Origin of the sequence: Pontixanthobacter luteolus, from assembly GCF_009828095.1 — a bacterium.
Lineage (GTDB): Bacteria > Pseudomonadota > Alphaproteobacteria > Sphingomonadales > Sphingomonadaceae > Pontixanthobacter > Pontixanthobacter luteolus.
Map to the genome: position 1 here is coordinate 1,231,141 of NZ_WTYP01000001.1, position 24,475 is coordinate 1,255,615.

Consider the following 24,475-nt stretch of genomic DNA (forward strand, 5'->3'; position numbering starts at 1 on the left):
CTCGCAGACGGCCCGTTCGATGTTTGCAGCAGTTCTTAGAACTTGGTGCGCAGTGTCACGCCGTAGCTGCGTGGTTCCTGCGGGAACGCAGAGCGCGAACCCGAACGTAGCACGGTGTTGAAGGTAACCCCGCGAGTGACTTGGTTGGTGATGTTGGTTCCGAACACTTCCAGCGCCCAGCTATCATCCTGAGCACCAATGCCGGCCCGCAGATTGATCTTGGTGTTGCTGTCCTGAACGTCAAACGGGACCAGAACCTGCGACGTGGTGATCGCGGGATCGAACTTCTGAGTGGAAGTCCGGCGATCATCTTCAAAGCGGATCTGACCGGTCATGAAGAAATCGAGGTAATTGCCAAGATCACGTTCGTAGGTTGCGCCCATAATACCAACGATGTCTGGCGCGTTGGTGAGAGAAATTCCGCACAGGTTGACCACGTTGACCGCGGTCTGCGTACCCGCACAATCGCTCGGGTAATTGGCATCAGTGTATGTGACACCGGCATTCACCGTCAGATTGTCGCTCGGGCGGATAACCGTTTCGATTTCAAGCCCCTGGGTATTCGCCTTGGGGACGTTGAAAGTCTGGAACTGCGCGCCGGTGAATTCGAGAACCTGGAAGTTCGTGAATTCCTCACGGAACGCCGCAACGTTCAGGGTTACCGCGTTATCGATCAAACGCGCCTTCATGCCGATTTCATACGCATCGACTTCTTCCGAGGCGAAGCGAGGGTCTGCGCCGCCTGATGCAGCGGTCGAATCGAGGTTGAAACCGCCCGACTTATAACCGTGCGTGAAGCTGGCGTAGACATTAACCGGAGCCTCGAATTCGTAGCCCAGCTTGACCGTATAGATCAGTTCTTCGTCGCTGAACTTGGAATTGAAGGTCCGCGGCAGTGGGAACGCCGCAGCCTGCGGCAGATCGGCCGGTGCAGTGAATGCGAAACAGCCCGTTCCGAACACGTTGTTGATCAGCGGCGCAGGTACCCCGCCCGCTGCGATCGATGCGAGAATTGCCGGGCAGATCGCATTGGTGTTGTTACCCTGCGCGAAGGAACCATCCTTGCTTTCATCCGAATACCGCAGACCGACTGTCAGATCAAAACTGTCAGTAATTTCAAACGTGTTGTGGGTGAACACCGACCAGCTCTTGCTGTTCTGAGCGTAGAGGTTGGTGTTGGTGGTACCCGCCGGATCGACACCGCCCGAAAGCAGCGTGAGCGGATTAGCGCCCAAGGCACCGCCGGTTGGTGCAAAGAACAGTGCACCGATCAGTTCGCCATAATCTTCCCCGAGCGAGAAGCTGACGGCCTGCGAAATGTCTTCCTCAGAATAATACGCACCGATCAGCCAACTGATACGGCCATCGAATGCATCACCCTGAACGCGCAGTTCGTGCGTCATGGTGTTGATGCTGGTCACGTTGCCATCGACATTGAACACATCGAGACCCGAGAAGTCGGAATCGTATGATTCGAATGCGTCGAACTCACGGTACGAACCGATATAGATAATGTCCGCAGAATCGCCGAGTGGGATCTCGATCTCGCCGGTGACACCGAACTGCTCGACTTCTGTGATTGGTGCGAAATTCGCGGTTGCAATCAGATTGTCAGTCGCCGCTTCGGCCGTTTGCTGATCGAAACCGTTCGTCGCCACGATTGGCCCAGCCATACCGCCACGAGCGCCAAGGCCCACCGCCGCGAACAAACCTGCCGTTTCGACAGGTGATTGCAGCACTTCCACTGCAGCGCCGACACCGGCGTCGCTCTTGGAATAGTCGCCGATGATCCGGCCGCGAATGCCGCTTTCGGTTTCCCAGCCCACCTGTCCACGAACCAGATACTGATCGGAACCGTTCGATTCGCCGATTTCAGTGCCGTTGCGATCAACGACCGTGATATATCCGTCACGCTCGCGGTAAGCGCCTGTCAGGCGTACAGCGACAGTGTCCTGCACGACCGGAAGGTTCACAGCGCCCTGAATGCTCATCAGGTCGCGATTGCCGTAAGTTGCGTTCGCGAAGCCGCCGAATTCGGAGAGATCGGGGCGAACATTGGTAATGTTGAGAGCGCCGGCGGAAGTGTTACGTCCGAAAAGTGTTCCCTGCGGACCGCGCAGAACCTCGACACGTTCCACATCGACAAACTCGGAAAGAGCAACGCCGGGGCGCGACTGGTATGCACCGTCAACGAAAATACCGACCGCACTTTCGAAACCGATATTGTTCGATGTTGTACCAACACCGCGAATACGCAGAACGACCGAACCGGACGCAAGCTGCGCGCTTGAGGTTGAAAAGCTTGGCGAAACGCTGGTGATTTCCTGCACGTTCACGACACCCTGGCGTTCAAGCTGAACCGGGCTGACGGCGGTAACGGCGATTGGAATATCCTGGACGTCTTCTGCGCGGCGGGTCGCGGTAACGATAATGATATCGTCCGTATTCGCCTGCGCCTCTTCGGCTTCGCTATCCTGAGCATAAGCGGTGCCGGTGAAACCCATGGCAAACGCAAACGCAGTTGAACTCAACAGAGCTTTCTTCATCCTCTTCCCTTTATATCACATGCCGATCCCGGCACTTAATCGTCAGGCCGCACCTCTAAAACGGGCCGGTCCTGTTATTTTCGACTAATGCACACGGTCCTAACGTTACACAACGCAATGTGTCGGTTTTAACACGCAACTTTTACACTTAGTGTCCAATTTGCACCACTCGGCGCATTCGTATGCACACGGCGCAGGAGTTCAGAGCCCGCAAAATCAAATTTCGCGTGGCCGTTGAACGACAATTTTGAAGAGTGGGGCAAGTGGTGGACAGGGCTGGATTCGAACCAGCGTACGCTTGCGCGGGCAGATTTACAGTCTGCTGCCTTTAACCACTCGGCCACCTGTCCACTGGCTTGCCTGAAGCGGGAAATCCCGCTTTGCTGGTAATCACGAAAACGCGAGGTCACCTGCCGAGAGGCGCCCCAATGGCGAACGTCCGCTTGCCTGTCAATGGGGCTACTGGCATGGGGCGCCAAGAACGCACATTTTCAGGAGTATTCATGGCCAAGGGTGACCGCAAACGCGCATTGAGGGGCCGAGCCGGCCGGATGCAAGGTGGTCGCGGCAGCGGGCGCGCAAGCACGGGTCAGGTTCGGCTTTGGGGCCGCCATGCTGTCGAAGCGGCCTTGATGAACCCGCAGCGCAGCCACAACAAGCTGTGGGCGACACGAGAGGGTGTCGCATCGCTCGATGGTGAACTGCCGGAAGATTTTCCTGTCGAATACGCTGACGCATCCGATTTGGGCCGATTGGTAACGCGCGACACCCCGCATCAGGGACTGGTGCTGGAATGCGCCCCGCTCGATGATATTCACCTGGATGAAGTGCTGAGTGGCGACGCAAGCCGCCCGATCGTGGTGCTCGACCAGGTGACCGACCCGCACAATGTCGGCGCGATCCTTCGTTCGGCTGCCGCATTTGGCGCTTCTGCCATTGTCACCCAGGATCGCCACGCTCCACCAGAATCGGGGGTTGTCGCAAAGACCGCATCCGGCGCTCTGGAGACTGTTCCGTGGGTCCGGGTCGTGAACCTGGCCCGCGCGCTCGATGAAATAGCAGAGGCTGGTTATTGGCGAATCGGTATGGCCGGTGAAGCGGAAGCCACTTTGGCCGAGGCGCTGCCCGCCGGGCCGGTCGCGCTCGTGATGGGTGCCGAAGGCGACGGAATGCGGCAGAACATCGCGGCGCACTGCGATGCACTGGCCAAGCTGCCGATCAGTAGCGCAATCGAAAGCCTCAATGTCTCGAATGCGGCGGCGATTGCACTTTATGCTATAGCCACGCGCTAAAGGTCATCCAGCACATGATCAGGGGGAATTTTACATGTCTCAGTCCACGCCACGTAAACGCAACGGCGCCGTGAGCCTGCTGCTCGCACTCTCGATGATGCTGACAGGGTGTTTTGTCACGCCCGGCCAGTTCGATTCCACCCTGACGCTGAACCGGGATGAAAGCTTCAGCTTCTCCTATGAGGGCGAGATATTCTTTCTTGGGCTGAGCCAGCTCGCAATGATGGGCAGCAATAGCGAAGAGACTTACGAGGCAGATGGCTGCTTCGACGAGGATACGTATGAAGACCGCGAGTGCACCGCCGCCGAGATAGCCGAGCAGGAAGCCGAATGGCAGGCAGGGGCTGAAGAGCGGCGCCTGAAGAGAGAGCAAGAAGCCAAGCAGATGGCCCAGATGATGGGCGGCATCGATCCTACTGATCCCGAGGCCGGTAACGAGCTGGCCCAGAAGCTGGCACGGCAACGCGGGTGGGAATCGGTCGAATATGCTGGCGATGGGCTGTTCAACGTGCGCTACGCAGTCAGCGGGCGCCTGACCCACGACCTGACATTTCCAATTTTGGAAGGCGTGCCTGTGCCCTCCCCCTTCGTCCAGGTCATCCTGCGCGATGAAGGCAAGGTCCGCGTCAACGCGCCGGGCTTCACAGCATCGGAAGGTAACAATCCGATGAGCGGCCTTATGATGGGCGGCATGGCAGGCGGAATGGCGGCTGCGATGTCAGAGGGCGCTAACGCCGAAGAAAGCGGCGGCGCAATGCCGGGGGTTCCGATGATGGACGGGACATTCCGGATTATCACCAATGGGAGTATTCTGGCGAACAACACCGATGAAGGCCCGGTAGGCGGCGTCTCTGCCCAGACACTGACATGGAACGTGTCGCTCAAGACAGCGGCTGCACCGACAGCTTTGATCCATCTGGCCCAATAAGGGCGGCCACCCAGCCCCCATGTACTAGGTACAAATAAACAGGGCCCCGCCAGCAATACGCTGACGGGGCCCTGTTCGTATCGTTTATCGCAGTATTAGTTCACAGCATCCTTGAGGCCTTTGCCGGCCTTGAATTTCGGCTGGTTGGAAGCCTTGATCGGCATGGGTTCGCCGGTCCGCGGATTGCGGCCCATTGAAGCCTTGCGCTTTGCAACTGCAAAAGTGCCGAAGCCGACAAGACGGACTTCGTCGCCCTTGGAAAGTGCTGTGACGATCGAATCGAAAACCCCTTCAACCGCACTTGCCGCGTCGCTTTTGGAAAGGCCGCTGGCGTCGGCTACTGCGCTGATCAGATCGTTTTTGTTCATTCTTGAACCCCCACTGGATTATGCTTTTAGCGGGACATCGGAATCGCCGCCGCGAAGCGCGAGATTGAAGGGATTTTTGCAGCACCTGTCAAAGGCAAATCCGGTCAAAAACGGCCCAAACCAAGCATAATCAAAGATTTTGCGATGAATCGAAACGGCCCGGGCAAATAAAGCGGGCGCCGCACTGAAAGTCGGCGCCCCGCTTTTTTCCGAGTCGCTGCAATGCAGCATTGCCATGGATGACCTAATGCGCGGTCGGCGAAGGCGCTCCGCCTGCTCCCGCTCCGCCAGGCTGGCTCGCGAGATCGTCTGCTTCTGTCCATTCGATTGCCGCCGGCATCGACGTCAGCGCCACTTCGAGCACCTGATCGACATGCGCCACCGGAATAATCTCCAGCCCGGTTTTCACATTGTCCGGAATCTCGGCAAGATCCTTCACATTGTCTTCCGGGATCAGGACGGTCTTGATGCCGCCGCGCAAGGCAGCGAGCAGTTTTTCCTTCAGCCCCCCGATCGCGAGCACACGGCCGCGCAGAGTAACCTCGCCGGTCATCGCGACATCGGGCCGGACAGCCACCCCGCTGAGCGTCGAGACGATGGATGTAACCATACCGACACCTGCACTCGGCCCGTCTTTCGGAACCGCACCTTCGGGAAGGTGGATGTGGATGTTCTTGCGCTGGAAGATACTCGGCTTGATCCCGTAAGCGGGCGCCCTCGCCTTCACAAAGCTGAAGGCAGCGGCGACGCTTTCATTCATCACTTCGCCCAGCTTGCCGGTGGTCTTGATCTCACCCTTGCCAGGTGTCGTAACGCTTTCGATGGTCAGCAGCTCTCCGCCGACTTCGGTCCAGGCAAGCCCGGTCACCGCGCCGACTTGCGCCTCGTCATCCGACATGCCGTGCTTGAACTTGCGCACCCCTGCGAATTCGCCGAGGTTTTCCGGCGTGATGACCACACCGGTGACCTCTTTTTCGAGGATCTTGCGCAGTGTCTTGCGCGCCAGGCGGGCAATTTCACGCTCCAGCGTACGCACACCGGCTTCACGCGTGTAATAGCGGATCAGATCGCGCAGACCGTCTTCGGTCAGCTCGAATTCGCCTTCCGTCAGGCCGTGCTGTTCGATCTGCTTGGCGATCAGGTGACGCTGGGCGATCTCGACCTTTTCGTCTTCGGTGTAACCTTCGAGCCGGATGATCTCCATCCGGTCGAGCAGCGGCTGCGGCAGGTTCAGACTGTTCGCGGTGGTCACGAACATGATGTCCGACAGGTCGATATCCAGCTCCAGATAGTGATCCTGGAACTTGCTGTTCTGTTCGGGGTCGAGAACCTCGAGCAAGGCCGATGCAGGATCGCCGCGGAAATCCTGACCCAGCTTGTCGATCTCATCCAGCAGGAACAACGGGTTACTGGTCCCGGCCTTTTTCAAATTGGTCACGATCTTGCCCGGCAGCGAACCGATATAGGTCCGGCGGTGACCGCGGATTTCCGCTTCGTCGCGCACGCCGCCCAGCGACTGGCGCACGAATTCGCGGCCCGTCGCCTTGGCGATGCTCTTGCCGAGCGAGGTCTTACCCACACCGGGAGGGCCGACGAGGCACAGGATCGGCCCCTTCAGCTTGTTCGTGCGCGCCTGCACCGCGAGATATTCGATGATCCGGTCCTTGACCTTCTCCAGCGCATAGTGATCCGCATCGAGGACTTCCTGAGCCTTCGAAATGTCTTTCTTGATCTTGCTCTTCTTGCCCCATGGCAGCCCGAGCAGCACGTCGAGATAATTGCGGATGACAGTCGCCTCCGCGCTCATCGGCTGCATGCCTTTGAGCTTCTTCAGTTCCGACTGCGCCTTGGCCTTGGCTTCCTTCGACAGTTTGAGCTTTTCGATCTTTTCAGTGAGCTCGGCAATTTCATCGCCATCTTCACCGTCGCCGCCCAGCTCGCTCTGGATCGCCTTCATCTGTTCGTTGAGGTAATATTCGCGCTGGGTCTTTTCCATCTGGCGTTTCACACGCCCGCGGATCTTGCGCTCCACCTGCAGCACCGACAGTTCGCCTTCCATGAAGGACATGACCATTTCCAGACGCTTCAGCGGATCGGCTTCGGTCAGCAGCGCCTGCTTATCGGCAACCTTGGTATTGATCGCCGCGGCAATCGCATCGGCCAGCGCACCGGCATCGTCGATATCGCCCAGATCGTCGCTGGCATCTTCGCCAAGCTTCTTGTTCAGCTTGGCATATTCGCCGAACTGTTCGGTCACAGACCGCATCATCGCGGTGACTTCGGTGCCCGCCGCAGTTTCCGGTTCCAGCAATTCGACTTCGGCCTGGATATGCTCGCCCTCGGCGCGCAGCTCCGCCAGTTTCGCGCGGCCCGTCCCTTCGACCAGTACGCGAACGGTGCCATCGGGCAGTTTCAGCAATTGCAGCACCTGCGCCACCACGCCGATATCGTAAAGATCATCGGTCTGCGGATCATCACAGCCCGGGTCCAGCTGGGCGAGCAGGAAAATGTCCTTGTTGCCTTCCATCGCCACTTCGAGCGCGGCAACAGATTTGTCGCGTCCAACGAAAAGCGGGACAACCATGCCAGGAAACACGACGATGTCGCGCAGGGGGAGAAGGGGAAATGTCTGTGTCATGCAAAGCATATGGGAACCCCTGCGCGCGGCTGCAACGGTGATGTTGGGCCAGCCATGGCAATTCTCGCCAAATCACCTCCCGCCCCCGGCAAATCCTACAGCTTGGAACACATGGAACACGGTTCTGAACGGGAAAAGATCAGTGCCAGACGGGCTAAGTTAAAAGGCCGGGTGCCGGGTGACCAAGTTGAGCCATTTGGCGCTGAGGCTATGTTAGCGGCGGCGGCGTTTGTAGGAAATCAGGTATGTCGCGTTGTCGCGCGAAAGCGACGGAGCGCTAAGAAGTTTTGCGAATGCCGCTAGAAAATCGCTGGGCGATGCAATTTTACGGTCAAATGATGGGGAGACGCAAAGTCGATCTCGACATCGCTCATACTGTCGATCTTGATCCGAACATGTTGGCTATAAGAATTGATATAAACCGGTGTTTTTTCGCTAAGCCTTGAGCGTAGGGCCTCAAGATCTGAACACGCGTCAAGGAACAGCTCCTCCTCAGCAACGCAACGGTAAGGAGTGGTTTCCTCACCGTTCAAGAAGGCGTGATAACGATCAAGCCCCCAAGCCACTCGCTCAGAATCAGCGCGCGCCTGATCCGATATTTGTATGTAGCCTTCGGTGGTGCATTCACCTGAGGGGTCCGTCAAGGCGATCTGGCTTTGGCTACGCACTCCCTTCTTCCTGTCGACCCACCAAACCTTCGTCTCGTTTGTATTTCCAGTCGGTGTTAGCCTGACCAGCCATTGTGTGCGGCGGCATGAAGCTCCTTGGCGTACCGCCTGCTCGTTAAGGACGAGCGCGGTGAGAGGCCGGAAGATTTGGGAATGCCGAAGCTCCTGGCTAACAATTGGCTGGGAAGCCCGCTCTTCGAGTATTAATTCTCCGAGTTCTTCGGTCGGAACCGAAGAAGGCTCTGGAATTGCAATGAGAATGGCAGAGAGAATAGCGGAAGAAATAACAGCGTCCATGAAGGACACTTTTGATCAGTAGCAATGTTCTGTCAACGACGTTGCCGACTTGTCAGTCATCGCCCGCTTCCCATCCAAAAACCCCCGCCCCCGGTCTCCGCTAGTCGCGGAAACTCGGGTCGATCCGGTCCAGCTTGCGCAGCAATGCCGGCCATGCCAGCCCGTTGGCGACCATGCCGATACCGGCAGGCGACGTTTGCGTTTGCACTTTTTCCGGTGTGCCCTGCGGCGGATTGTTGAGGTTTTCACGGCCCGCAGACAGCATTTTCACCTGCGCATCGCAGGCGCGCTCGATGAAATAGAGCCGCAGGAAACACTCGCCCACCGTCCGTCCGATCGCCAGCGTGCCGTGATTGCGCAGGATCATGGCGTGCTTGTCGCCCATATCCTCAACCAGGCGCTCGCGCTCCTCAAGGTCGGTCGCGATGCCTTCATACTCGTGATAGGCGATGTCGTGGCGCGCAATCATGCCGGTTTGCGTGTGCGGCATCAGCCCGTCGGCCATCGCGCTGACAGCCTGACCGGCCGGTGTGTGCAGATGCATGACCGAGTGCGCGTCTTCACAATTCATGTGCAGCGCGGAATGAATGGTGAAACCGGCCGGATTTACCGGGTGCGAGGTCGGGATAACCGGCTGGCCTTCAACGTCAATTTTCACCAGCGATGACGCAGTGATTTCCTCGAACATCATGTCGTAGGGATTGATCAGGAAATGATGCTCCGGCCCCGGTACGCGCGCGGACAGATGCGTGAAAATCAGATCGTCCCAACCGTAGAGCGCAACAAGACGGTAGGCAGCGGCAAGATCGACGCGAACGGCCCATTCTTCTTCCGAAACCTGGCCGCGTACATCTGCGTCGGACCCGGTGCCATTGTCGTTCATTACGGTTGCCATTGCGCTCTCTCCTTCAGTCTCTTTCCGCCACTGATAGCACGGAAATAGCTTATCCCATACCGGGAAGATTGAAGCCTGGGGGAAGGCCCATACCGCCCTGAATTCTCTTCATTTCCTCTTCCGAAACCCGGTCGGCCTTGCCGCGTGCATCGTTAAACGCCGCCGCGACCAGGTCTTCGACCATCTGCTTCTCTTCGGGCTTCATCAGGCTTTCATCGATGGTCACGCCCAGAATGCGGCCCTTGGCGCTGGCGCGGACTTTCACAAGACCGCCGCCTGCCTCGCCCTGAACCTCGATCGCATCGAGCTTGGCCTGCACATCGTTCATTTGCGTCTGGATCGTTTCGGCGGCTTTTTGCGCGGCCTGAATCATTTCTTCCATCGATTTCATCGGGTGTTCCTCAAACGGTTAGCGGCCCCAGGCCTTGCGGCTCTGCGGCGCGGAATTGTCTTCTTCGACCATCTCCGCATCGGGGAAGACAGCCATCGTGGCTTCTACAAGGGGATGTTTCTTCAATTGTTCAAGCGCAGATCGCTGAGCCGCTTCGTCCTGTTCGACGAGCGACATTTCACCGCCCTCATCGCATTCCTCGACGGTCCAGCGGTCGCCCGTTGCGCCCATCAATGCGTCGCGCAGTTGCGCGCTGATATCATCCTTGAACTGTTCGGGGCGCGAAAAGCGAAGTGTCTGACTTTCCAGCGAGACAACCCGGACCTGCAAACGCATGATGCTCGACGCGAGATGATTGCCGTTCTGTTCAACCTGCTCAACCAGTTCTTTCCAGTTCGCACTGGCGGCAGGCGCGGCAGGTGCCCCGCCCTCGCCGCCTGCCGGCGCGGCTGCGATCCCGGTGGTCGCCAGATGCTCCAGCTTTTTCGCCAGCTTGCCCGGATCGGGCAGATCGGCGGCGTGCAACGCGCGCAGCAGCGCCATCTGCGCAGAAATCAGCGGATCGGGCGCCTGGCGCACTTCCTCGTGCCCTTTCAGCAGCAATTGCCACAGGCGGTGCAACTGGCCGGGAGACAATTTGCCCGCCCAGTCCTTGAGTGCAGCGCGTTCTTCGCTGGTCGGCGCATCGGGTTCGCCGCCGCCAACCTGCGCCACCGTGATCCGGTGGACCAGATCCATCAAACCGCGCAGCAGAGCCAGCGGTTCGACACCCAGCGCATACTGATCCGCCATCGCCGCAAGCAGCCCTTTGCCGTCGCCAGCCAGAAGCAGGCCCAGCATACGGCGCTGCGCAGTTTTGTCGGACAGGCCCAGCATGTCGCGCACCCGTTCGGCAGTAACCTTGCCCTCGCCGCCAAGGTCGGCATGGGCGATTGCCTGATCCAGGATCGACAGGCCGTCGCGCACAGACCCTTCTGCTGCGGCGGCAATCATGTGCAGCGCCTCGTCCTCAGCCTCGACATTTTCCAGGCCGCAAATCTTGCCGAAATGCTCCTGCAGCATTTCCGAGGGAATTCGCCGCAGGTCGAAACGCTGCGTCCGGCTGAGCACCGTTACCGGCAGCTTATCGACCTCGGTTGTGGCGAACAGGAACTTCACATGCGCAGGCGGTTCTTCAAGTGTCTTGAGCAAGGCATTGAAAGCATTGCGCGAAAGCATGTGAACTTCGTCGATGATGTAAATCTTGTAGCGCGCCGAAACCGCTGCATAACGCACTGCCTCGATAATCTCGCGCACGTCATCCACGCCGGTATGGGATGCGGCGTCCATTTCGATAACGTCGATATGGCGGCCCTCGGCAATGGCCGTACAGGGTTCGCACACGCCGCACGGGTCGATCGTTGGCCCGCCCTGCCCGTCCGGCCCGATGCAATTGAGACCTTTCGCAATCAGGCGCGCGGTGGAGGTTTTGCCGACCCCGCGAACACCGGTCATCAGGAATGCGTGCGCCAGCCGGTCCCGCTCAATCGCGTTAGCCAGCGTACGAACCATCGGTTCCTGCCCGATCAGTTCACTGAATGTCTGCGGACGGTATTTGCGCGCGAGAACCCGGTAAGGCTGGTTGGCCTGTGCGGGAGCAGCAGCCGGGGCCGGAGCTGGTTTCGGCTCTACCGCTTGCGGTGCGGGCTCAGCCGGTTTTTCCGGTTCAGCGGGCGCATCGCCAAACATCGAATTCTGTCCCGCCGCCTCAAGCTCTGCGGCAGACGGCGTGTTATCCTGTTCGCCCGTATCCCAAGGCGGAGAATCTGTGTTGTCCGGTGAATCACCCATGCATGACTTGGTAGGCGCAGCAGCCGCGCTTGTCATGTTCCTGCATGCAGTAATTGTGTGTGAAAAAGGAGCCGAGCGACCCGTCGCAACACGCCTGGGCTGCTTCCTTCCGGACCTGACCCGGTGAGCGAACGCAAACGTCCACCCGACTCCCGGGCGGCCATATGGTGATGTTGCAGGGGTTTGTCCAGTGGCGTCGCGCCGCCGGAACCGATTTATCCGAGCAGCTTAGCGGAAATTATCCGCATATGCCTGAAGCTTGAGCGATTTGGGCGGAGTGGCATGAACCCGCGCGGCGATGCCGTGCTTCTCGGCATACGCCTTGGCCGCTTCCTTGCTCTCGAACTTGAGCTGCACCTGCGCCTGCGTGTCGCCGCTGCCGGTCCAGCCCATCAGGGGATCGGCAGTGCGCGCCTCGGACTGCTCGAATTCGAGCACCCAGGTGTCAATTTTCGCCTTGCCCGATTGCATCGCGCTCTTCGGAATCTGGTAAATACGTGCAGCCATGGCCGCCCCCTTAAATCAGCTTTCGCTGCGTGAAAAGGCGTTCTTGGTTTTCAGGCTCGGCTTTTCTGTCCACGGCTGGTCGGGCCAGCGGTGCCTAGGATAGCGGCCCTTCATGTCCTTCGCCACATCTTGCCAGCTTCCGCGCCAGAATCCGGGAAGGTCGCGGGTCGTCTGGATCGGACGCCCCGCCGGGCTGGTCAAGCTGAGCTGAAGCGGCGTTTTGCCGATCATCGGGTGGCTATCCAGCCCGAACAGGGCCTGCACACGCAGTTCGACCGACGGTGCCCCCTCGCCCGAATAGTCGATCGGGTGGCTTGATCCAGCGGGGCTGGTAAACTGCCGCGGGGCGACTTTATCGAGCGACTGGCGCGCATTCCAATCCAGCTGGCCAAGGATAGCCTCGGTAATCTGCCCCTTCGCCACATCGAGATTGCGCTTGCCGGTCAGCAGCGGGGCCAGCCACAATTCGGCATTGTCGGAAAGCCGCTGGAGTGACAGATCATCGACGCCGGCGAAGCGCGCTCTGGCGAGAAGTTCTGGCGGGACTAAATCGCCAAGGTTTTCGCGCGCTTTCTCCAGCAGCAATGTCAGGACCGCGTCCATGTCCGGGGCAGGATCCGGCCCACTTGCCATGGTGATCGCACCCAGCGCACGTTCAAGGCGCGCCTCCACCCTGCCGGCCTGTTCATTCCACGCGAGCGTAGATCGCTGCTCGATCATGTCAGCGAGATACTGATCGACTTCTTCGGGCAGCAAGGGCGCAGCAGCGGTGATCCGCGCGCCTTTTGCCTGACCCTGCGCATCGCCGACAACCAGCCATTCCTCCCGCGACAGAGGCGAAGCAGGGTCGAGGAAATAGCCGCGCCCACCGGCTGAGATCCAGTTTTCGCCCGACGCGCCGCGCCGTTTGGCGATATTGTCGCGCAACGCAAATGCCAGCGCGGCGGACGGGCTTGGCGCTTCGGCGCCGTCGGCACTGACAAGCCCCTTTGCCGTTTTCGCCCAGCGATGTGCGAGCTTGCGAGACGCCTCTGCCCGGCCCGATCTGTCGGCATTCCAGCGCGAAAGACGCTGCAACAGGTCTTCGCTGCGCCCGCCTAATCCGCGTTCCTGCAGCAGAAGCGCGATTTTCGCCGCATCTTCAGCGCACCCGAATCGCGCCCCGAACAAGACCGCCGCACCTTGTGCCGGCGACATTGGCAGGGCGGCAATCTTTGCGCCCCAGTCAGTAATCGCGCCGCGTTCGTCCAGCGCACCCAGCTTTTGCAGCCGGTCACGGCCAGACGCGATCGACGCGGCTGGCGGAGTATCGAGCCACGGCAGCGATAATGGATCAGCAGTGCCCCAACGGGCCAGCGACAGCAGCAACGGAGCAAGGTCAGCAGTTTCGATTTCCGGCGGATCGAACTGTGGCCGGCCCGCATGGCCGCCTTCCAGCCACATCCTGTAGGCAGTGCCCGGCCCCTGACGCGCTGCACGGCCAGCGCGCTGGTCCGCAGCCGCTTGGCTCGCACGCACGGTAATCAGATGCGAGGTTCCCGCCGCCCGGTCGAATTCCGCGCGCCGCGACAGGCCGCTGTCTACAACCACGGATACACCGTCGAGCGTCAGCGATGTTTCCGCAATCGCGGTGGCCAGAACTATCCGGCGGCGGCCATCACGGTCGCGCTTGATTGCGGCCCTTTGGCTGGCCGGGTCGACTTGCCCGTGCAGCGGCAGGATCGGTGTTCCGGGCAGTTTTTCCGCCAGCCGTTCGCGAACCCGCTCGATCTCGCGCACTCCGGGAAGGAACACGAGCACATCGCCCTCCTCTGCCTTCCAGGCGGTCATCACCGCCGCTGTCACCGCATCTTCGATGCGCAGTTCCGCGCGCGAGCCGAGCCATTCGATCGCAAGCGGATAAGCTTTGCCCTGGCTTTCGATAACCGGCGCATCATCGCCCAGCAGGCGGGCGAACCGTGCGCCGTCAATCGTGGCGGACATAACGCAGATGCGCAGATCATCGCGCAGCACGGCGCGGCTTTCCAGCGCGAGTGCCAGCCCCAGATCGCTGTCGAGGTGGCGTTCGTGTGCTTCGTCGAACAACACCGCACTGACCCCGGCAAGTTCGGCATCCTCGACGATGCGGTTCACGAAAATCGCTTCCGTCATCACCAATATGCGTGTGCGCGGTGACTGCTTGCTGTCGAGGCGGGTCAGATAGCCAACCGTTTCACCTGCCTTTTCGCCCAGCAGTTCCGCCATTCTTTCGGCAGCAGCGCGGGCGGCAACGCGGCGCGGACTAAGCAGGATTACCTGCCCGGTGCACCAATCCTGATCGAGCAGCGCGGGCGCAACGGCAGTGGTCTTACCCGCACCCGGCGGGGCAATCAGGACAGCGGTGCCGTCACTCCCCAGCGCGCCAAGGAGTTCCGGCAATACCGAATGGATTGGCAGTTGTTCGCTCAATATCCCCGGGCGACCGCGAAATGCGCGGCTTCTGCCATCGCTGCGCGCGCCTTGCTATCGGGGAAGATGGATATCGCATCCACCGCACGGCTGGCAAAATGGCGGGCGCGTTCGCGTGTGTCTTCCACTGCGTTGTATTTGTCGATCAGCGAAATCGCTTCCTGCAACGCGGCATCGTCTGCCTTGATGCCGGAAATCGCATTCTTCCAGAACTTGCGCTCGCTTTCGGTGCCGCGTGAATAGGCGAGGATGACTGGCAACGTCATTTTCCCTTCACGGAAATCGTCGCCCTGATCCTTACCCATTTCGGCTGCATCGGAATCGTAATCGATCGCATCATCGACCAGCTGGAACGCGACGCCAAGATTGCGTCCGTAATCATCCAGCGCGCGTTCCTGCGCATCGTCACATTCCCCGACGACTGCTGCGATGCGGCTGGCTGCGGCAAACAGGGCCGCCGTTTTTGCACCAATAATCCCGAGATAGCGTTCTTCGCTGGTTTCGATCTGGCGCTGGGCGGTCAACTGATCGACTTCGCCCTCGGCAATGATCGCGCTGGCACCGGACAGGATTTTGAGCACTTTCAGGCTGCCGTCTTCGGTCATCAATTCGAACGAGCGGCTGAACAGGAAGTCGCCGACCAGCACTGTCGCCGGGTTGCCGTAAATGATGTTGGCCGCCGCCTTGCCCCGGCGAAGGTCGCTGCCGTCCACCACATCGTCGTGCAGCAGGGTCGCGGTGTGGATGAATTCCACCGCCGCTGCGAGCTTGTAGTGCCGGTCGCCCGTGTATCCCACCAGTTCAGCCCCGGCGAGCGTCAGCATCGGGCGCAGCCGCTTGCCGCCGCCTGAAATCAGGTGGCCAGCCAGGGCCGGGATCAATGGGATCTCACTCTGCATCCGGTCGAGAATCACGGAATTCACCGCGTTCATGCCGTTTGCTGTGAGTGCCAGCATCGGATCGAGCGTGGGCTTTTTGCGCGGGATCGGAACGACTTCAGCGGTCATAGTGCGAAGTCACATGGCGGCGCGGCGAAGTTATGGCAAGTACGAACGGGCGTAGAATCGTTGCAAATTGCGTGATAGGCAGTTGCGCAATGAGCAACCTGACCGACACGCCCGAACCCGATCCGCAGCTTGCAGCCTTCCGCCGCAGCATCGACAATATCGATGCCGCGCTGATCCATATGCTGGCAGAACGGTTCCGTATCACACAGGCGGTTGGTGAATATAAGGCGCGGGTTACCCTGCCCCCGGCAGACCCGCAGCGCGAAGCGCGCCAGATCGCCCGGCTGCGTAACCTTGCCGAAGAGGCGCATCTGGACCCCGAATTTTCGGAGAAATTCCTGCGTTTCATCATCGACGAGGTGATCCGCCACCATGAACAGGCGCGCGAAGAACGCTAGACAGGCCTAAATCGCGCGCGGCAGGGTCAGCTTGACCAGCAGACCGCCCAGATCTTCGCTCTCGCCAAGTTCAACCGTACCGCCGTAAATCTCCGCCACGTCGCGAACGATGGCCAGACCCAGCCCGGTGCCCGGTTTTCCGGTGTCCAGACGCGCGCCTCGGTCGAATATTCGGGTGCGTTCCTGCTCGGGTATCCCCATCCCGTCATCTTCAACCCAGATCACGCAATCCTTCGCATCGGGTTCTGCATCCACCGTCACGAACACGCTGCCGCCGCCATATTTGGCTGCGTTTTCGATCAAATTACCCAGTATTTCGTCCAGATCCTGTCGCTCGATCGCGACCTCAACCTTGTTACCCGCAAGGTCGAACCGGGTGTTTTCATACAGTCTGGTAACGGCGCGGAGCACCGATTCCGCGCTGGGCCATACAGCCGCGCGGCTGAGGCCGGCAGCGCGGCGGCCAATCGCCCTCGCGCGGGCAAGGTGGTGTTCGACCTGACGCTGCATAGTCCGCGTTTCGCGGTGGACCAGCTTTGACAGGTCGGGGTCCTTCGCTGTCGCCGCGTTGATCAGAACTGTCAGCGGCGTCTTCAGCGCATGGGCGAGATTGCCGGCATGCATCCGCGCCTCGTCGGCCTGTTTTTCGGAATGGTCGAGCAGCATGTTCAGTTCTTCAACGAGCGGCTGAACCTCCAGGGGTAGCGGGTCGGTCACGCGGTTGGTGCCGGTTGTTCTGATCCGCTGGATCGCCATGCGTATCCGGCGCAGCGGACGCAGCCCGTAATAGCTTTGCAAGGCGGCCATGATGAACAGGCCCAGGCCAAGTACCGCAAACGACCAGATCAGGATCGAACGGATGCGGGCAAGTTGATTGTCCAGTTCACCGCGCGCAGATGCAACGGCGAACGTCCACCGGGTGTCGCTGTCGGGCAGGATGACCGTACGCTCGACAACACGGAGCGGCTCTGCACCGAATTGATCGCTGTCATAGAAATGCACATCGTTGTCGATGTGGTCGGCGCGCAGGTCCAGCGTCCGGTCCCACAGACTGCGCGAAGGCCACGGTTCGTGCCCATCTCCGCTGATTTGCCAGTACAGGCCGCTATTGGGTTCGAGGAAGCGCTGATCGCCCAGCGCGCGGTAAAACAGCACTTCGCCGTCCGGGCCGATCTCGCCGGAGGCGACCATTGCAGTCAGCATATATTCCAGCTGTTCGTCGAAATTATCCTCAACAAGATCGGTAAGCGCGCGGTCGAGCGCAAATCCGCCCGCCAGCAAAAGCACGAGGATCCAGCCGGCTGCGATCACCATCATGCGCCGAGCCAGGCTGCCGGTGTGCGCGGCCTTTTCCGCTTCGTCGCTGGATGCGGGAACGCGCCCTTCGGCGACCAGATCGGCCTCGGGCGCGTTCATTTTAGGAAGCTCGCGGTGCTTCGTCAGGATCATCCAGGCTATAGCCAAGCCCGCGAATGGTGGTGATCACTTCCGCGCCCAGCTTTTTCCGGATACGGGTGACGAACACTTCGATCGTATTGGAATCGCGGTCGAAATCCTGATCGTAAATGTGTTCGATCAATTCCGTGCGGCTAACCACCTTACCCTTGTGGTGCATGAGATAGCTGAGGAGTTTGTATTCCTGAGCCGTCAATTTCACCGGTTCACCGCCGCGAGTTACCCGGCCCGACCGGGTGTCGAGGCGAATTTGGCCAGCGGTCAATTCCGATGAGGTGTTGCCTGAAGCACGGCGGATCAGCGCCCGCAAGCGCGCGATCAGTTCTTCTGTCTGGAACGGTTTTGCCAGGTAATCATCGGCACCGGCATCGAGCCCGGCGACCTTGTCAGACCAACTGTCGCGCGCAGTAAGGACCAGCACGGGGAAGCCCCGGCCTTCCTTGCGCCACATACCGAGAACAGTAAGCCCGTCGATCTCCGGCAGGCCAAGGTCGAGAATTACGGCATCGTAATCCTCTGTACTACCGAGAAAATGTCCGTCTTCACCATCGGTCGAAAGATCGACCGCATAGCCGTTCTGTTCCAGCGTTGATTTAAGCTGCTGGCCGAGTGTTGGTTCATCCTCGACAATCAGAATGCGCATGCTGCCTCTTTCCCCTGATAATGCCCGTCACCGGGTTCGATAGCTAAGTGGTCTTTTGTCGCAAACGCGTCAACACGTCAGCGGTTTCGTTCCGGCTATCAATTGTGGACCTTTCGCCCTTCGCTCAGCGAGTGCGGCTAAGGACGCGGCCGGTGCGGGCATCGACGTCGACGAACATCACCTTGCCGTTGCGAATGAACTTCAGGCGGTATGCCATGGCCGTGGAATCGTATGCCGGACCGAGATATTCTGCGCCGCGCATCGTCGGCAGCACACGCCGCTCGATCTCTCTCAGCGACAAAACGTTGCCCGCCCTCATCTCCTTGCGCGCTTCCCCCTGATCGGAACGCGATTGCGCCGCCAAAGGCGTAAAGCCCATGCCGGACGCAATCAGGGAAGCTGCAAGGATCGGGGTCAGGATCTTTTTCATCGTGCCTATGTGCCTAGCCGTGTTCCATTGAACAAGGTCTGAATGTGAACGTTGCCGTGTGTTCAGCGAAGCCGGTACCGCCCGCCCGAGTTTATTGCACCATCTCGTATTTAACGGTGACGGTGACACCCGAACTGACCATGCCCGGCTGGACCGGCGTGGATGCCGCCGATTCCTGCACCGCTTCCATCGTACGCATCATCGGCTGCGGCGCGTTATACTGGATCGCCTCGCTGACCTCCAGCAAGCGGATATCGGAATACCCGGCCCACCCGGCATATTCCATCGCCTGATCGCGGGCGGTTTCCATGGCAGCCTTGCGGGCCTGCGCCTTCGCGGCGGTATCATCATCGATTGAGAAACTTGGCCCGTTAATGTCGGTCGCCCCCGCTGCAACAAGAGCATCGAGTACCCGGCCCGTCGTATCGATATCGCGCAGCGTCACGCGCACCTGGTTGGATGCAACATACCCGCGAAACACCTGCTTCTGGTTGGTCCGATCATAATCATATCGCGCGTTGAGGTTGATGCCGGTTGTCTGGATATCATCTTCATCGATACCAAGCGCCTTGATCTTCGCGATTACGCCCGACATCGCATCGGCATTGGACCGCATTGCCTGCACGGCGGTTGCCGCCTCGCTCGAAACCCCTGCCCCGATTGTCGCAATGTCGGGCGCCTGCCTGACCGATTCAGAAATCGTCAATTCGACGACCGGACCAGAGGACTGGATCTGAATTTCTGCAGCGGAGAGCGGCGCGGATACAGCAGCAATGGCGGCGAGCGGGATGGCTTTGCGGATCATAAAGAAAACTCCTTTGTTGGCGCCTTCCTGGATGGCGGACGCTTGCCCGGCGCTGAACCGCAACCGCTTCACAGCGTGCCTGCCAACGTCTAGGCCTTGTGCACAATCAATGGGGGCTACCTGACAATGTTCCGACATCTCATGATTTTTGCAGCCGGCTTGCTCGCGGCCAGCGCCTCTGCCCAATTGCGGATGGAACCGGTACCCGAACGGCAGTCCAGCGAAGGTGCCGGACCGTTCCAGACGCTGATTATCAAGGGCGCCACCATGATCGACGGAACCGGCGCCCCGCCAGAGGGTCCGGTGGACATCGTGGTTCGCGGCAACACCATCGCGTCGATCAATCGCGGCGGATCACCGCAAAGCGTTTACGCCGGCGCCGATCAGATTGTTGACGCCGGCGGAATGTATGTCTTGCCGGGCTTCGTCGATGTGCACGGCCATAATGGCGACCCGACAAAAGCTCCGCAGCCGTCCTACGGTTTCAAACTGTGGCTTGCGCATGGCGTTACCTCGGTCCGCGGTGTCGGATTCGGCGGCGGACAGCAGGATCCCTCGCTCGACCAGAAACGCCGCAGCGCCGCCAACACGATCGTCGCCCCCCGCCTTTTCGCATATGCCGTTCCCGGCGATGTTTGGGCCAGCGGCGCGGCCGACAGCCCGGCAAAGGGCCGCGAATGGACGCGCTGGATCGCCGCTCGCGAGTATGACGGGATCAAGTTTTTCAACAGCGAAGACCCGGCGGTTCTTGAGGCGATACTGGACGAAGCGCAGAAGCAGGGTCTCGGCTCCGTCGCGCATCTGGGGCAGCGCGGGGTTGCTCAGGTCAACGCGCGAAAGGCGACCGAACTGGGCCTTGACGGAGTGACCCATTATTACGGCCATTTCGAGAGCCTGCTGGGTGACAGCTCGGCCCCGCAATACCCGGCAGATTACAACTACCTTGATGAACAGGCGCGTTTTGCGTGGGTTGCGCGGCTCGCCGATCAGGCAGTCGAACCGGGCAGTGAAAAGTGGGACGAGTATATCGACCATCTGATCGACAATGATGTCACGCTGAGCCCGACCTTCAACATCTATTCCGCCAGCCGCGACGTGATGCGCGCTCGCAATCTGGAATGGCACGCCAAATACACGCTGCCTTCGCTGATGGATTTCTATTCCCCCAGCCTGACCAATCACGGCAGTTATTATCACGACTGGACCAGCGAAGACGAGACCGCGTGGCGTAATTTCTACCGCAAATGGTTCGATCTGACCCGCGATTTCAAGAACCGCGGCGGGCGTGTGACGGCCGGGTCCGATCCCGGTTACATCTATCAGACATGGGGTTTCGCCTACATCGCTGAACTGGAAATGCTGCGCGAGGCTGGGCTGACCCCGCTGGAGGTAATTCAGGCCGCGACGATCAACGGCGCGCAAGAGATATACAAATCGAAGGGGACACAGCCGCCATTCGGATCGATCAAGGTCGGCAAACTGGCCGATCTGGTGATCGTGCCGGAAAACCCGCTGGCGAACCTCAAAGTGCTTTATGGCACCGGACACACCCGCCTCAACCGCACGACCAACCGGCTGGAAACAATTGGCGGCGTGCGGTGGACGGTGAAGGACGGCATTGTCTACGACGCACACAAGCTCCTCGCCGATGTTGCCACCATGGTCGAAGCTCAGAAAGCCGCTGACAGCAGCGAGGCGATTTCGCAGCAATAGCCGCAGGTTGCCGCTTGCCGCATGCGTAAGGAGCGCCTACCTGCCGCCACCTATGGCGCAACCACCTATCCTCAGCCTGGAAGGCATCGGCCTGCAACAGGGCGGCCGCTGGCTGTTCGGCGGTCCGGAATCCGACGGGCTGGACCTGCATATCGGCCCGCGAGACCGGCTGGCCCTGATCGGCCGAAACGGCGCAGGCAAGACCACGCTTTTCCGCCTGATTAACGACCAGATCGAGGCTGATCGCGGTAATCGGAAGGTGAAGCCCGGCACCCGGATCGTGGTGCTGGAGCAGGAGCCGGATTACACGCCATACGAAACACTCATGGACTTCGCGCTCGACGGTGAGCACCCACCTGCCGAGCATGAGGTCGAGGCGATTGCTGGCCAGCTCGGTATCGACATGGCCACCCCGACCAAGGGTGCCAGTGGCGGTGAGAAACGGCGGGCCGCAATCGCCCGCGCGCTGGCGCAGGACCCGGACCTGTTGCTGATGGACGAGCCGACCAACCATCTCGATCTCGCCGCGATCGACTGGCTGGAGGCTTGGCTGGACCGTTACAAAGGCGCGTTTGTGGTTATCAGCCACGACCGGACCTTCCTCAAACGGCTGACCCGTGCGACCATCTGGCTCGACCGCGGTATCCTGCGCCGCAAGGATGTTGGCTTCGGCGGATACGATGCGTGGGAAGAACAGGTCTATGCCGAGGAAGCGCGCGCCGCCGAGAGGCTGGATGCGAAGCTCAAGCTGGAGGCGCATTGGCTGGAGCGCGGCGTAACCGCGCGGCGCAAGCGCAATCAGGGTCGTCTCGAAAAACTGTGGCAAATGCGTGCCCAGCGCGCGGCGATGATCAATCCGACTGGATCGGCCAAGCTGGGCCTTTCCGTCGATGAGGAGAACAAATCCAAGTCCGTCATCGTGGCGGACAAGGTTTATAAAAGCTTCGGCACCGGCGAAAACGAGCGCAAGATCATCCGTGATTTCTCGCTCCGCATCCAGCGGGGCGACCGGATCGGTATCGTCGGCTCTAACGGGGCAGGCAAGACGACCCTTCTCAAACTGCTGACCGGCGAAATGGAGCCGGATGAAGGCAGCGTCACTATCGCAAAATCGCTGACCGGGGTGATGATCGATCAGCAGCGCGCTTTGCTCACCCCTGACAAGACGGTGCGCGATGTGCTGGCCGAAGGCGGCGACTGGATCGACGTGCGCGGCATTCGCAAGCACGTGCAGGGTTACCTCAAGGAATTCCTGTTCGATCCCGGCCTGGTGGATACGAAAGTCGGCACGATGTCGGGCGGGGAACGCTCGCGGCTGCTGCTGGCGCGCGAATTCGCCCGCAAATCGAACCTGCTGGTGCTCGACGAGCCGACCAACGACCTTGATCTGGAAACGCTCGACCTGCTGCAGGAAGTGATTGCCGACTACGAAGGCACCGTCCTGATCGTCAGCCATGACCGCGATTTTCTGGACAAGACAGTCACCTTGACGCTCGGCCTCGACGGGAGCGGCTTTGTCGACATCGTCGCGGGCGGCTACGAAGACTGGGAAAAGAAGCGCACCGAAAGAAACAAGGCCGCCAAGAGCAAACCGGCCAAGGAATCCGGTACACCGCCCCCGCCACCTGCGCCCCAATCCGCGTCCAAGAGCACCAAGCTGAGCTACAAGGATCAACGCGACTACGAATTGCTCCCCGAACGGATCGAGAAGCTGGAGGCTGCGATCCAGCGCGGCGAGGAAATCCTATCGGATCCAGCGCTTTACACATCCGATCCACAAAAGTTTGCGGACATTACCAAGGGTCTTGAAAACGCCCGTGCGGAAAAGGATGCAGCCGAGGAACGCTGGCTGGAAATTGCCGAAATGGTCGAGGGATGACAACCAAACGGCCTGACTATATTGCCCGCTTGCACAGGGTTAGGAGTCAGGCCGCTTGTCCATCGAATTTCGCAAGCTCAGGCATGATATGCGGCCGAGCCTCATGGTCGGCCCACCGCGAGATTCAGCCGCAGAAATCCGAGCCGATCTCGACTATTCGGAGCTGCGTCGAACGCGCAATTCGCATCAGGGTTTGGCGCAGCATCAACATCTGAGGGAACTCGCCGTCGCCGGTTGCAACCAGGCGGTGATGGAGGAAATTGGCGAACTGACCCAGCTAGAAAAGCTGGAGCTGCGCTGGCCAATGCGCGGCACTGAAAGTCTGGAGCCGCTGAAGAACCTGAAAGATCTGACCTATCTCAAGATCGACAGCCCCGGCGCCAAGGTCACCGATTTCACCCCGATCCTGGACCTGCCAAAGCTGGAAGTCCTGATGATCACCAATGCCAAACACCTGTTTGATATTGAATGGATGAAACCGATGAAAAACCGGCTGAGGATTTTGGGGCTTGAAGGGGCGATAGATACCGACCAGCGGATCGCCTCACTCGAACCTCTCCGGGAATTCGCGATTGAGGCGTTTCTGTGCATTTCGATGACCCTGAAGAGCCGCGATATCACGCCGCTGGAAACCTGCCCCAATCTCAAATTCATCGACGGCGCGGTGATCGCGCCCTGGGCCCAATATCACGCGCTTGAACAAGCCCGCCCAATTATCGTGTGCGGCTGGTTCGACCCGAAAAACTGGATGCCCAGTTGGCGCGGCGGCCCGCCCAAGGAATTGCTCGGCTAACCAGCCTCAGCCGATCCGGTAAAAATGTGCGACCCGGTCCAGTGCCAGCTTCAACACCAGTTTTCCGCTCCGTGCGGGCCAGCCCAGCGCTTTTTCTGTTTCAGGCAGCGCGTCACCGCCGCATACGACCCGCCACAATATATCGGACAACCCGCTGCCCGCCTCCGCCAGTGCCGCGTCGAACCGGGCCTTTGCGGCGATTTGCCGTTCCGTGGGGGAAAGTCCGTCGCCGCTGCCCTGCCCGCTGATCCGCACCGGATCCCAGCGCATGGTTACGCTGGCCGACAATTGGGCGCGCTCGTAATCGGCCCTCAGCCGCTCGCCCGCATCAAACAGGCGGTCGTCTAGATGCCCGCGCGAATGCAGCCACGACAGCGGCGATTCGGCGAGATTCACCGTCACGCTTCTGCTTCTCGCCCTCACCCGCCTTGCCGCCTTGCCCATCCCCTGCTTCGGCCCCTCGCTGGTCAATTCCCGTTCGACAAGTTCACGTTGCATCAGACACTCCATTGATCCATTTCGAATCGCGGCTTGCCAAATTTGA

22 protein-coding genes, 1 tRNA gene and 1 other RNA gene are annotated in these 24,475 nt (G+C 60.0%); 6 read left to right on the forward strand and 18 right to left on the reverse strand.

Annotated features, from left to right (window positions below):
* Nucleotides 1–35: 35 nt before the first annotated feature.
* The gene (locus tag GRI43_RS05920; RefSeq protein WP_235903616.1) at nucleotides 36–2,546 is read right to left on the reverse strand and encodes a TonB-dependent receptor; all 2,511 of its coding nucleotides are present in this window, start codon (nucleotides 2,544–2,546) and stop codon (nucleotides 36–38) included.
* 264 nt (nucleotides 2,547–2,810) lie between these two features.
* Nucleotides 2,811–2,896: transfer RNA gene (locus GRI43_RS05925), tRNA-Tyr, on the reverse strand.
* 153 nt (nucleotides 2,897–3,049) lie between these two features.
* On the opposite strand from GRI43_RS05925, the gene rlmB reads away from it, so the two are divergent.
* Entirely contained in the window at nucleotides 3,050–3,838 is a 789-nt protein-coding gene (gene rlmB / locus GRI43_RS05930; protein WP_160730107.1) for a 23S rRNA (guanosine(2251)-2'-O)-methyltransferase RlmB, read from the forward strand.
* A 34-nt stretch (nucleotides 3,839–3,872) separates the two neighbouring features.
* Nucleotides 3,873–4,766, forward strand: coding sequence for a hypothetical protein (locus GRI43_RS05935; protein WP_160730108.1), 894 nt, complete (start codon nucleotides 3,873–3,875; stop codon nucleotides 4,764–4,766).
* Nucleotides 4,767–4,861: 95 nt separating this feature from the next.
* Here the strand turns inward: GRI43_RS05935 and GRI43_RS05940 are convergent, their stop codons facing one another.
* The 11 genes from GRI43_RS05940 to GRI43_RS05990 all read right to left on the reverse strand — a co-directional run bounded on the left by GRI43_RS05940 (nucleotide 4,862) and on the right by GRI43_RS05990 (nucleotide 15,815).
* The gene (locus GRI43_RS05940; protein WP_160730109.1) at nucleotides 4,862–5,134 is read right to left on the reverse strand and encodes an HU family DNA-binding protein; all 273 of its coding nucleotides are present in this window, start codon (nucleotides 5,132–5,134) and stop codon (nucleotides 4,862–4,864) included.
* 18 nt (nucleotides 5,135–5,152) lie between these two features.
* Nucleotides 5,153–5,371 (reverse strand): hypothetical protein, encoded by a 219-nt coding sequence (locus GRI43_RS05945; protein WP_160730110.1) that lies wholly within the window; start codon nucleotides 5,369–5,371, stop codon nucleotides 5,153–5,155.
* A gap of 7 nt (nucleotides 5,372–5,378) precedes the next feature.
* Complete coding sequence (gene lon, locus GRI43_RS05950; protein ID WP_160730111.1) at nucleotides 5,379–7,772, reverse strand: endopeptidase La; 2,394 nt, start codon at nucleotides 7,770–7,772, stop codon at nucleotides 5,379–5,381.
* 299 nt (nucleotides 7,773–8,071) lie between these two features.
* Nucleotides 8,072–8,737 (reverse strand): hypothetical protein, encoded by a 666-nt coding sequence (locus GRI43_RS05955; protein WP_160730112.1) that lies wholly within the window; start codon nucleotides 8,735–8,737, stop codon nucleotides 8,072–8,074.
* Between the two features lie 100 nt (nucleotides 8,738–8,837).
* Complete coding sequence (locus tag GRI43_RS05960) at nucleotides 8,838–9,632, reverse strand: class II aldolase/adducin family protein (protein ID WP_235903617.1); 795 nt, start codon at nucleotides 9,630–9,632, stop codon at nucleotides 8,838–8,840.
* A gap of 49 nt (nucleotides 9,633–9,681) precedes the next feature.
* Nucleotides 9,682–10,023, reverse strand: a complete 342-nt coding sequence (locus GRI43_RS05965) for a YbaB/EbfC family nucleoid-associated protein (protein ID WP_160730113.1) — start codon at nucleotides 10,021–10,023, stop codon at nucleotides 9,682–9,684.
* A gap of 18 nt (nucleotides 10,024–10,041) precedes the next feature.
* Nucleotides 10,042–11,853: a DNA polymerase III subunit gamma/tau gene (locus GRI43_RS05970; RefSeq protein ID WP_160730114.1), complete on the reverse strand. Its 1,812-nt coding sequence runs from the start codon at nucleotides 11,851–11,853 to the stop codon at nucleotides 10,042–10,044.
* A 61-nt stretch (nucleotides 11,854–11,914) separates the two neighbouring features.
* An RNA gene (ffs, locus tag GRI43_RS05975) (signal recognition particle sRNA small type) lies at nucleotides 11,915–12,009 on the reverse strand.
* 72 nt (nucleotides 12,010–12,081) lie between these two features.
* A complete protein-coding gene (locus tag GRI43_RS05980) occupies nucleotides 12,082–12,360 on the reverse strand; it encodes an ETC complex I subunit (protein ID WP_160730115.1) in 279 nt (92 codons plus the stop codon).
* 15 nt (nucleotides 12,361–12,375) lie between these two features.
* Nucleotides 12,376–14,808, reverse strand: coding sequence for an ATP-dependent helicase HrpB (gene hrpB / locus GRI43_RS05985; protein ID WP_160730116.1), 2,433 nt, complete (start codon nucleotides 14,806–14,808; stop codon nucleotides 12,376–12,378).
* Complete coding sequence (locus GRI43_RS05990; RefSeq protein WP_160730117.1) at nucleotides 14,805–15,815, reverse strand: polyprenyl synthetase family protein; 1,011 nt, start codon at nucleotides 15,813–15,815, stop codon at nucleotides 14,805–14,807. The genes hrpB and GRI43_RS05990 overlap by 4 nt, the downstream gene beginning before the upstream one ends.
* A gap of 89 nt (nucleotides 15,816–15,904) precedes the next feature.
* Here GRI43_RS05990 and GRI43_RS05995 point away from each other — a divergent pair, with 89 nt between their 5' ends.
* On the forward strand, nucleotides 15,905–16,213 hold the full coding sequence (locus GRI43_RS05995) for a chorismate mutase (RefSeq protein ID WP_160730118.1): 309 nt from the start codon (nucleotides 15,905–15,907) through the stop codon (nucleotides 16,211–16,213).
* A gap of 6 nt (nucleotides 16,214–16,219) precedes the next feature.
* Here the strand turns inward: GRI43_RS05995 and GRI43_RS06000 are convergent, their stop codons facing one another.
* From GRI43_RS06000 to GRI43_RS06015, 4 genes are all read right to left on the reverse strand, one after another.
* Nucleotides 16,220–17,629, reverse strand: a complete 1,410-nt coding sequence (locus tag GRI43_RS06000) for a sensor histidine kinase (protein ID WP_160730119.1) — start codon at nucleotides 17,627–17,629, stop codon at nucleotides 16,220–16,222.
* Nucleotide 17,630: 1 nt separating this feature from the next.
* A complete protein-coding gene (locus GRI43_RS06005; protein WP_160730120.1) occupies nucleotides 17,631–18,311 on the reverse strand; it encodes a response regulator transcription factor in 681 nt (226 codons plus the stop codon).
* 124 nt (nucleotides 18,312–18,435) lie between these two features.
* Nucleotides 18,436–18,741: a PepSY domain-containing protein gene (locus GRI43_RS06010; RefSeq protein WP_202391600.1), complete on the reverse strand. Its 306-nt coding sequence runs from the start codon at nucleotides 18,739–18,741 to the stop codon at nucleotides 18,436–18,438.
* Between the two features lie 91 nt (nucleotides 18,742–18,832).
* Nucleotides 18,833–19,546, reverse strand: a complete 714-nt coding sequence (locus GRI43_RS06015) for an SIMPL domain-containing protein (protein ID WP_160730121.1) — start codon at nucleotides 19,544–19,546, stop codon at nucleotides 18,833–18,835.
* A gap of 126 nt (nucleotides 19,547–19,672) precedes the next feature.
* On the opposite strand from GRI43_RS06015, the gene GRI43_RS06020 reads away from it, so the two are divergent.
* From GRI43_RS06020 to GRI43_RS06030, 3 genes are read left to right on the forward strand one after another with little or no spacing between them, the layout of a single operon-like run.
* Nucleotides 19,673–21,259, forward strand: coding sequence for an amidohydrolase family protein (locus tag GRI43_RS06020; protein ID WP_160730122.1), 1,587 nt, complete (start codon nucleotides 19,673–19,675; stop codon nucleotides 21,257–21,259).
* 52 nt (nucleotides 21,260–21,311) lie between these two features.
* Nucleotides 21,312–23,138, forward strand: a complete 1,827-nt coding sequence (locus tag GRI43_RS06025) for an ABC-F family ATP-binding cassette domain-containing protein (protein WP_160730123.1) — start codon at nucleotides 21,312–21,314, stop codon at nucleotides 23,136–23,138.
* A gap of 55 nt (nucleotides 23,139–23,193) precedes the next feature.
* Nucleotides 23,194–23,931: a leucine-rich repeat domain-containing protein gene (locus tag GRI43_RS06030; protein WP_160730124.1), complete on the forward strand. Its 738-nt coding sequence runs from the start codon at nucleotides 23,194–23,196 to the stop codon at nucleotides 23,929–23,931.
* A 6-nt stretch (nucleotides 23,932–23,937) separates the two neighbouring features.
* Here GRI43_RS06030 and GRI43_RS06035 read toward each other — a convergent pair whose 3' ends face one another.
* The gene (locus GRI43_RS06035) at nucleotides 23,938–24,429 is read right to left on the reverse strand and encodes a DUF6456 domain-containing protein (protein WP_160730125.1); all 492 of its coding nucleotides are present in this window, start codon (nucleotides 24,427–24,429) and stop codon (nucleotides 23,938–23,940) included.
* Nucleotides 24,430–24,475: the final 46 nt, after the last annotated feature.

What these genes read in the sequence shown, in the direction of transcription:
- GRI43_RS05920 (WP_235903616.1), bottom strand. Translation starts at nt 2,546, where the DNA reads ATGAAGAAAGCTCTGTTGAGTTCAACTGCGTTTGCGTTTGCCATGGGT.
- rlmB (WP_160730107.1), top strand. Translation starts at nt 3,050, where the DNA reads ATGGCCAAGGGTGACCGCAAACGCGCATTGAGGGGCCGAGCCGGCCGG.
- GRI43_RS05935 (WP_160730108.1), top strand. Translation starts at nt 3,873, where the DNA reads ATGTCTCAGTCCACGCCACGTAAACGCAACGGCGCCGTGAGCCTGCTG.
- GRI43_RS05940 (WP_160730109.1), bottom strand. Translation starts at nt 5,134, where the DNA reads ATGAACAAAAACGATCTGATCAGCGCAGTAGCCGACGCCAGCGGCCTT.
- GRI43_RS05945 (WP_160730110.1), bottom strand. Translation starts at nt 5,371, where the DNA reads ATGGCAATGCTGCATTGCAGCGACTCGGAAAAAAGCGGGGCGCCGACT.
- lon (WP_160730111.1), bottom strand. Translation starts at nt 7,772, where the DNA reads ATGACACAGACATTTCCCCTTCTCCCCCTGCGCGACATCGTCGTGTTT.
- GRI43_RS05955 (WP_160730112.1), bottom strand. Translation starts at nt 8,737, where the DNA reads ATGGACGCTGTTATTTCTTCCGCTATTCTCTCTGCCATTCTCATTGCA.
- GRI43_RS05960 (WP_235903617.1), bottom strand. Translation starts at nt 9,632, where the DNA reads ATGGCAACCGTAATGAACGACAATGGCACCGGGTCCGACGCAGATGTA.
- GRI43_RS05965 (WP_160730113.1), bottom strand. Translation starts at nt 10,023, where the DNA reads ATGAAATCGATGGAAGAAATGATTCAGGCCGCGCAAAAAGCCGCCGAA.
- GRI43_RS05970 (WP_160730114.1), bottom strand. Translation starts at nt 11,853, where the DNA reads ATGGGTGATTCACCGGACAACACAGATTCTCCGCCTTGGGATACGGGC.
- GRI43_RS05980 (WP_160730115.1), bottom strand. Translation starts at nt 12,360, where the DNA reads ATGGCTGCACGTATTTACCAGATTCCGAAGAGCGCGATGCAATCGGGC.
- GRI43_RS05990 (WP_160730117.1), bottom strand. Translation starts at nt 15,815, where the DNA reads ATGACCGCTGAAGTCGTTCCGATCCCGCGCAAAAAGCCCACGCTCGAT.
- GRI43_RS05995 (WP_160730118.1), top strand. Translation starts at nt 15,905, where the DNA reads ATGAGCAACCTGACCGACACGCCCGAACCCGATCCGCAGCTTGCAGCC.
- GRI43_RS06000 (WP_160730119.1), bottom strand. Translation starts at nt 17,629, where the DNA reads ATGAACGCGCCCGAGGCCGATCTGGTCGCCGAAGGGCGCGTTCCCGCA.
- GRI43_RS06005 (WP_160730120.1), bottom strand. Translation starts at nt 18,311, where the DNA reads ATGCGCATTCTGATTGTCGAGGATGAACCAACACTCGGCCAGCAGCTT.
- GRI43_RS06010 (WP_202391600.1), bottom strand. Translation starts at nt 18,741, where the DNA reads ATGAAAAAGATCCTGACCCCGATCCTTGCAGCTTCCCTGATTGCGTCC.
- GRI43_RS06015 (WP_160730121.1), bottom strand. Translation starts at nt 19,546, where the DNA reads ATGATCCGCAAAGCCATCCCGCTCGCCGCCATTGCTGCTGTATCCGCG.
- GRI43_RS06020 (WP_160730122.1), top strand. Translation starts at nt 19,673, where the DNA reads ATGTTCCGACATCTCATGATTTTTGCAGCCGGCTTGCTCGCGGCCAGC.
- GRI43_RS06025 (WP_160730123.1), top strand. Translation starts at nt 21,312, where the DNA reads ATGGCGCAACCACCTATCCTCAGCCTGGAAGGCATCGGCCTGCAACAG.
- GRI43_RS06035 (WP_160730125.1), bottom strand. Translation starts at nt 24,429, where the DNA reads ATGCAACGTGAACTTGTCGAACGGGAATTGACCAGCGAGGGGCCGAAG.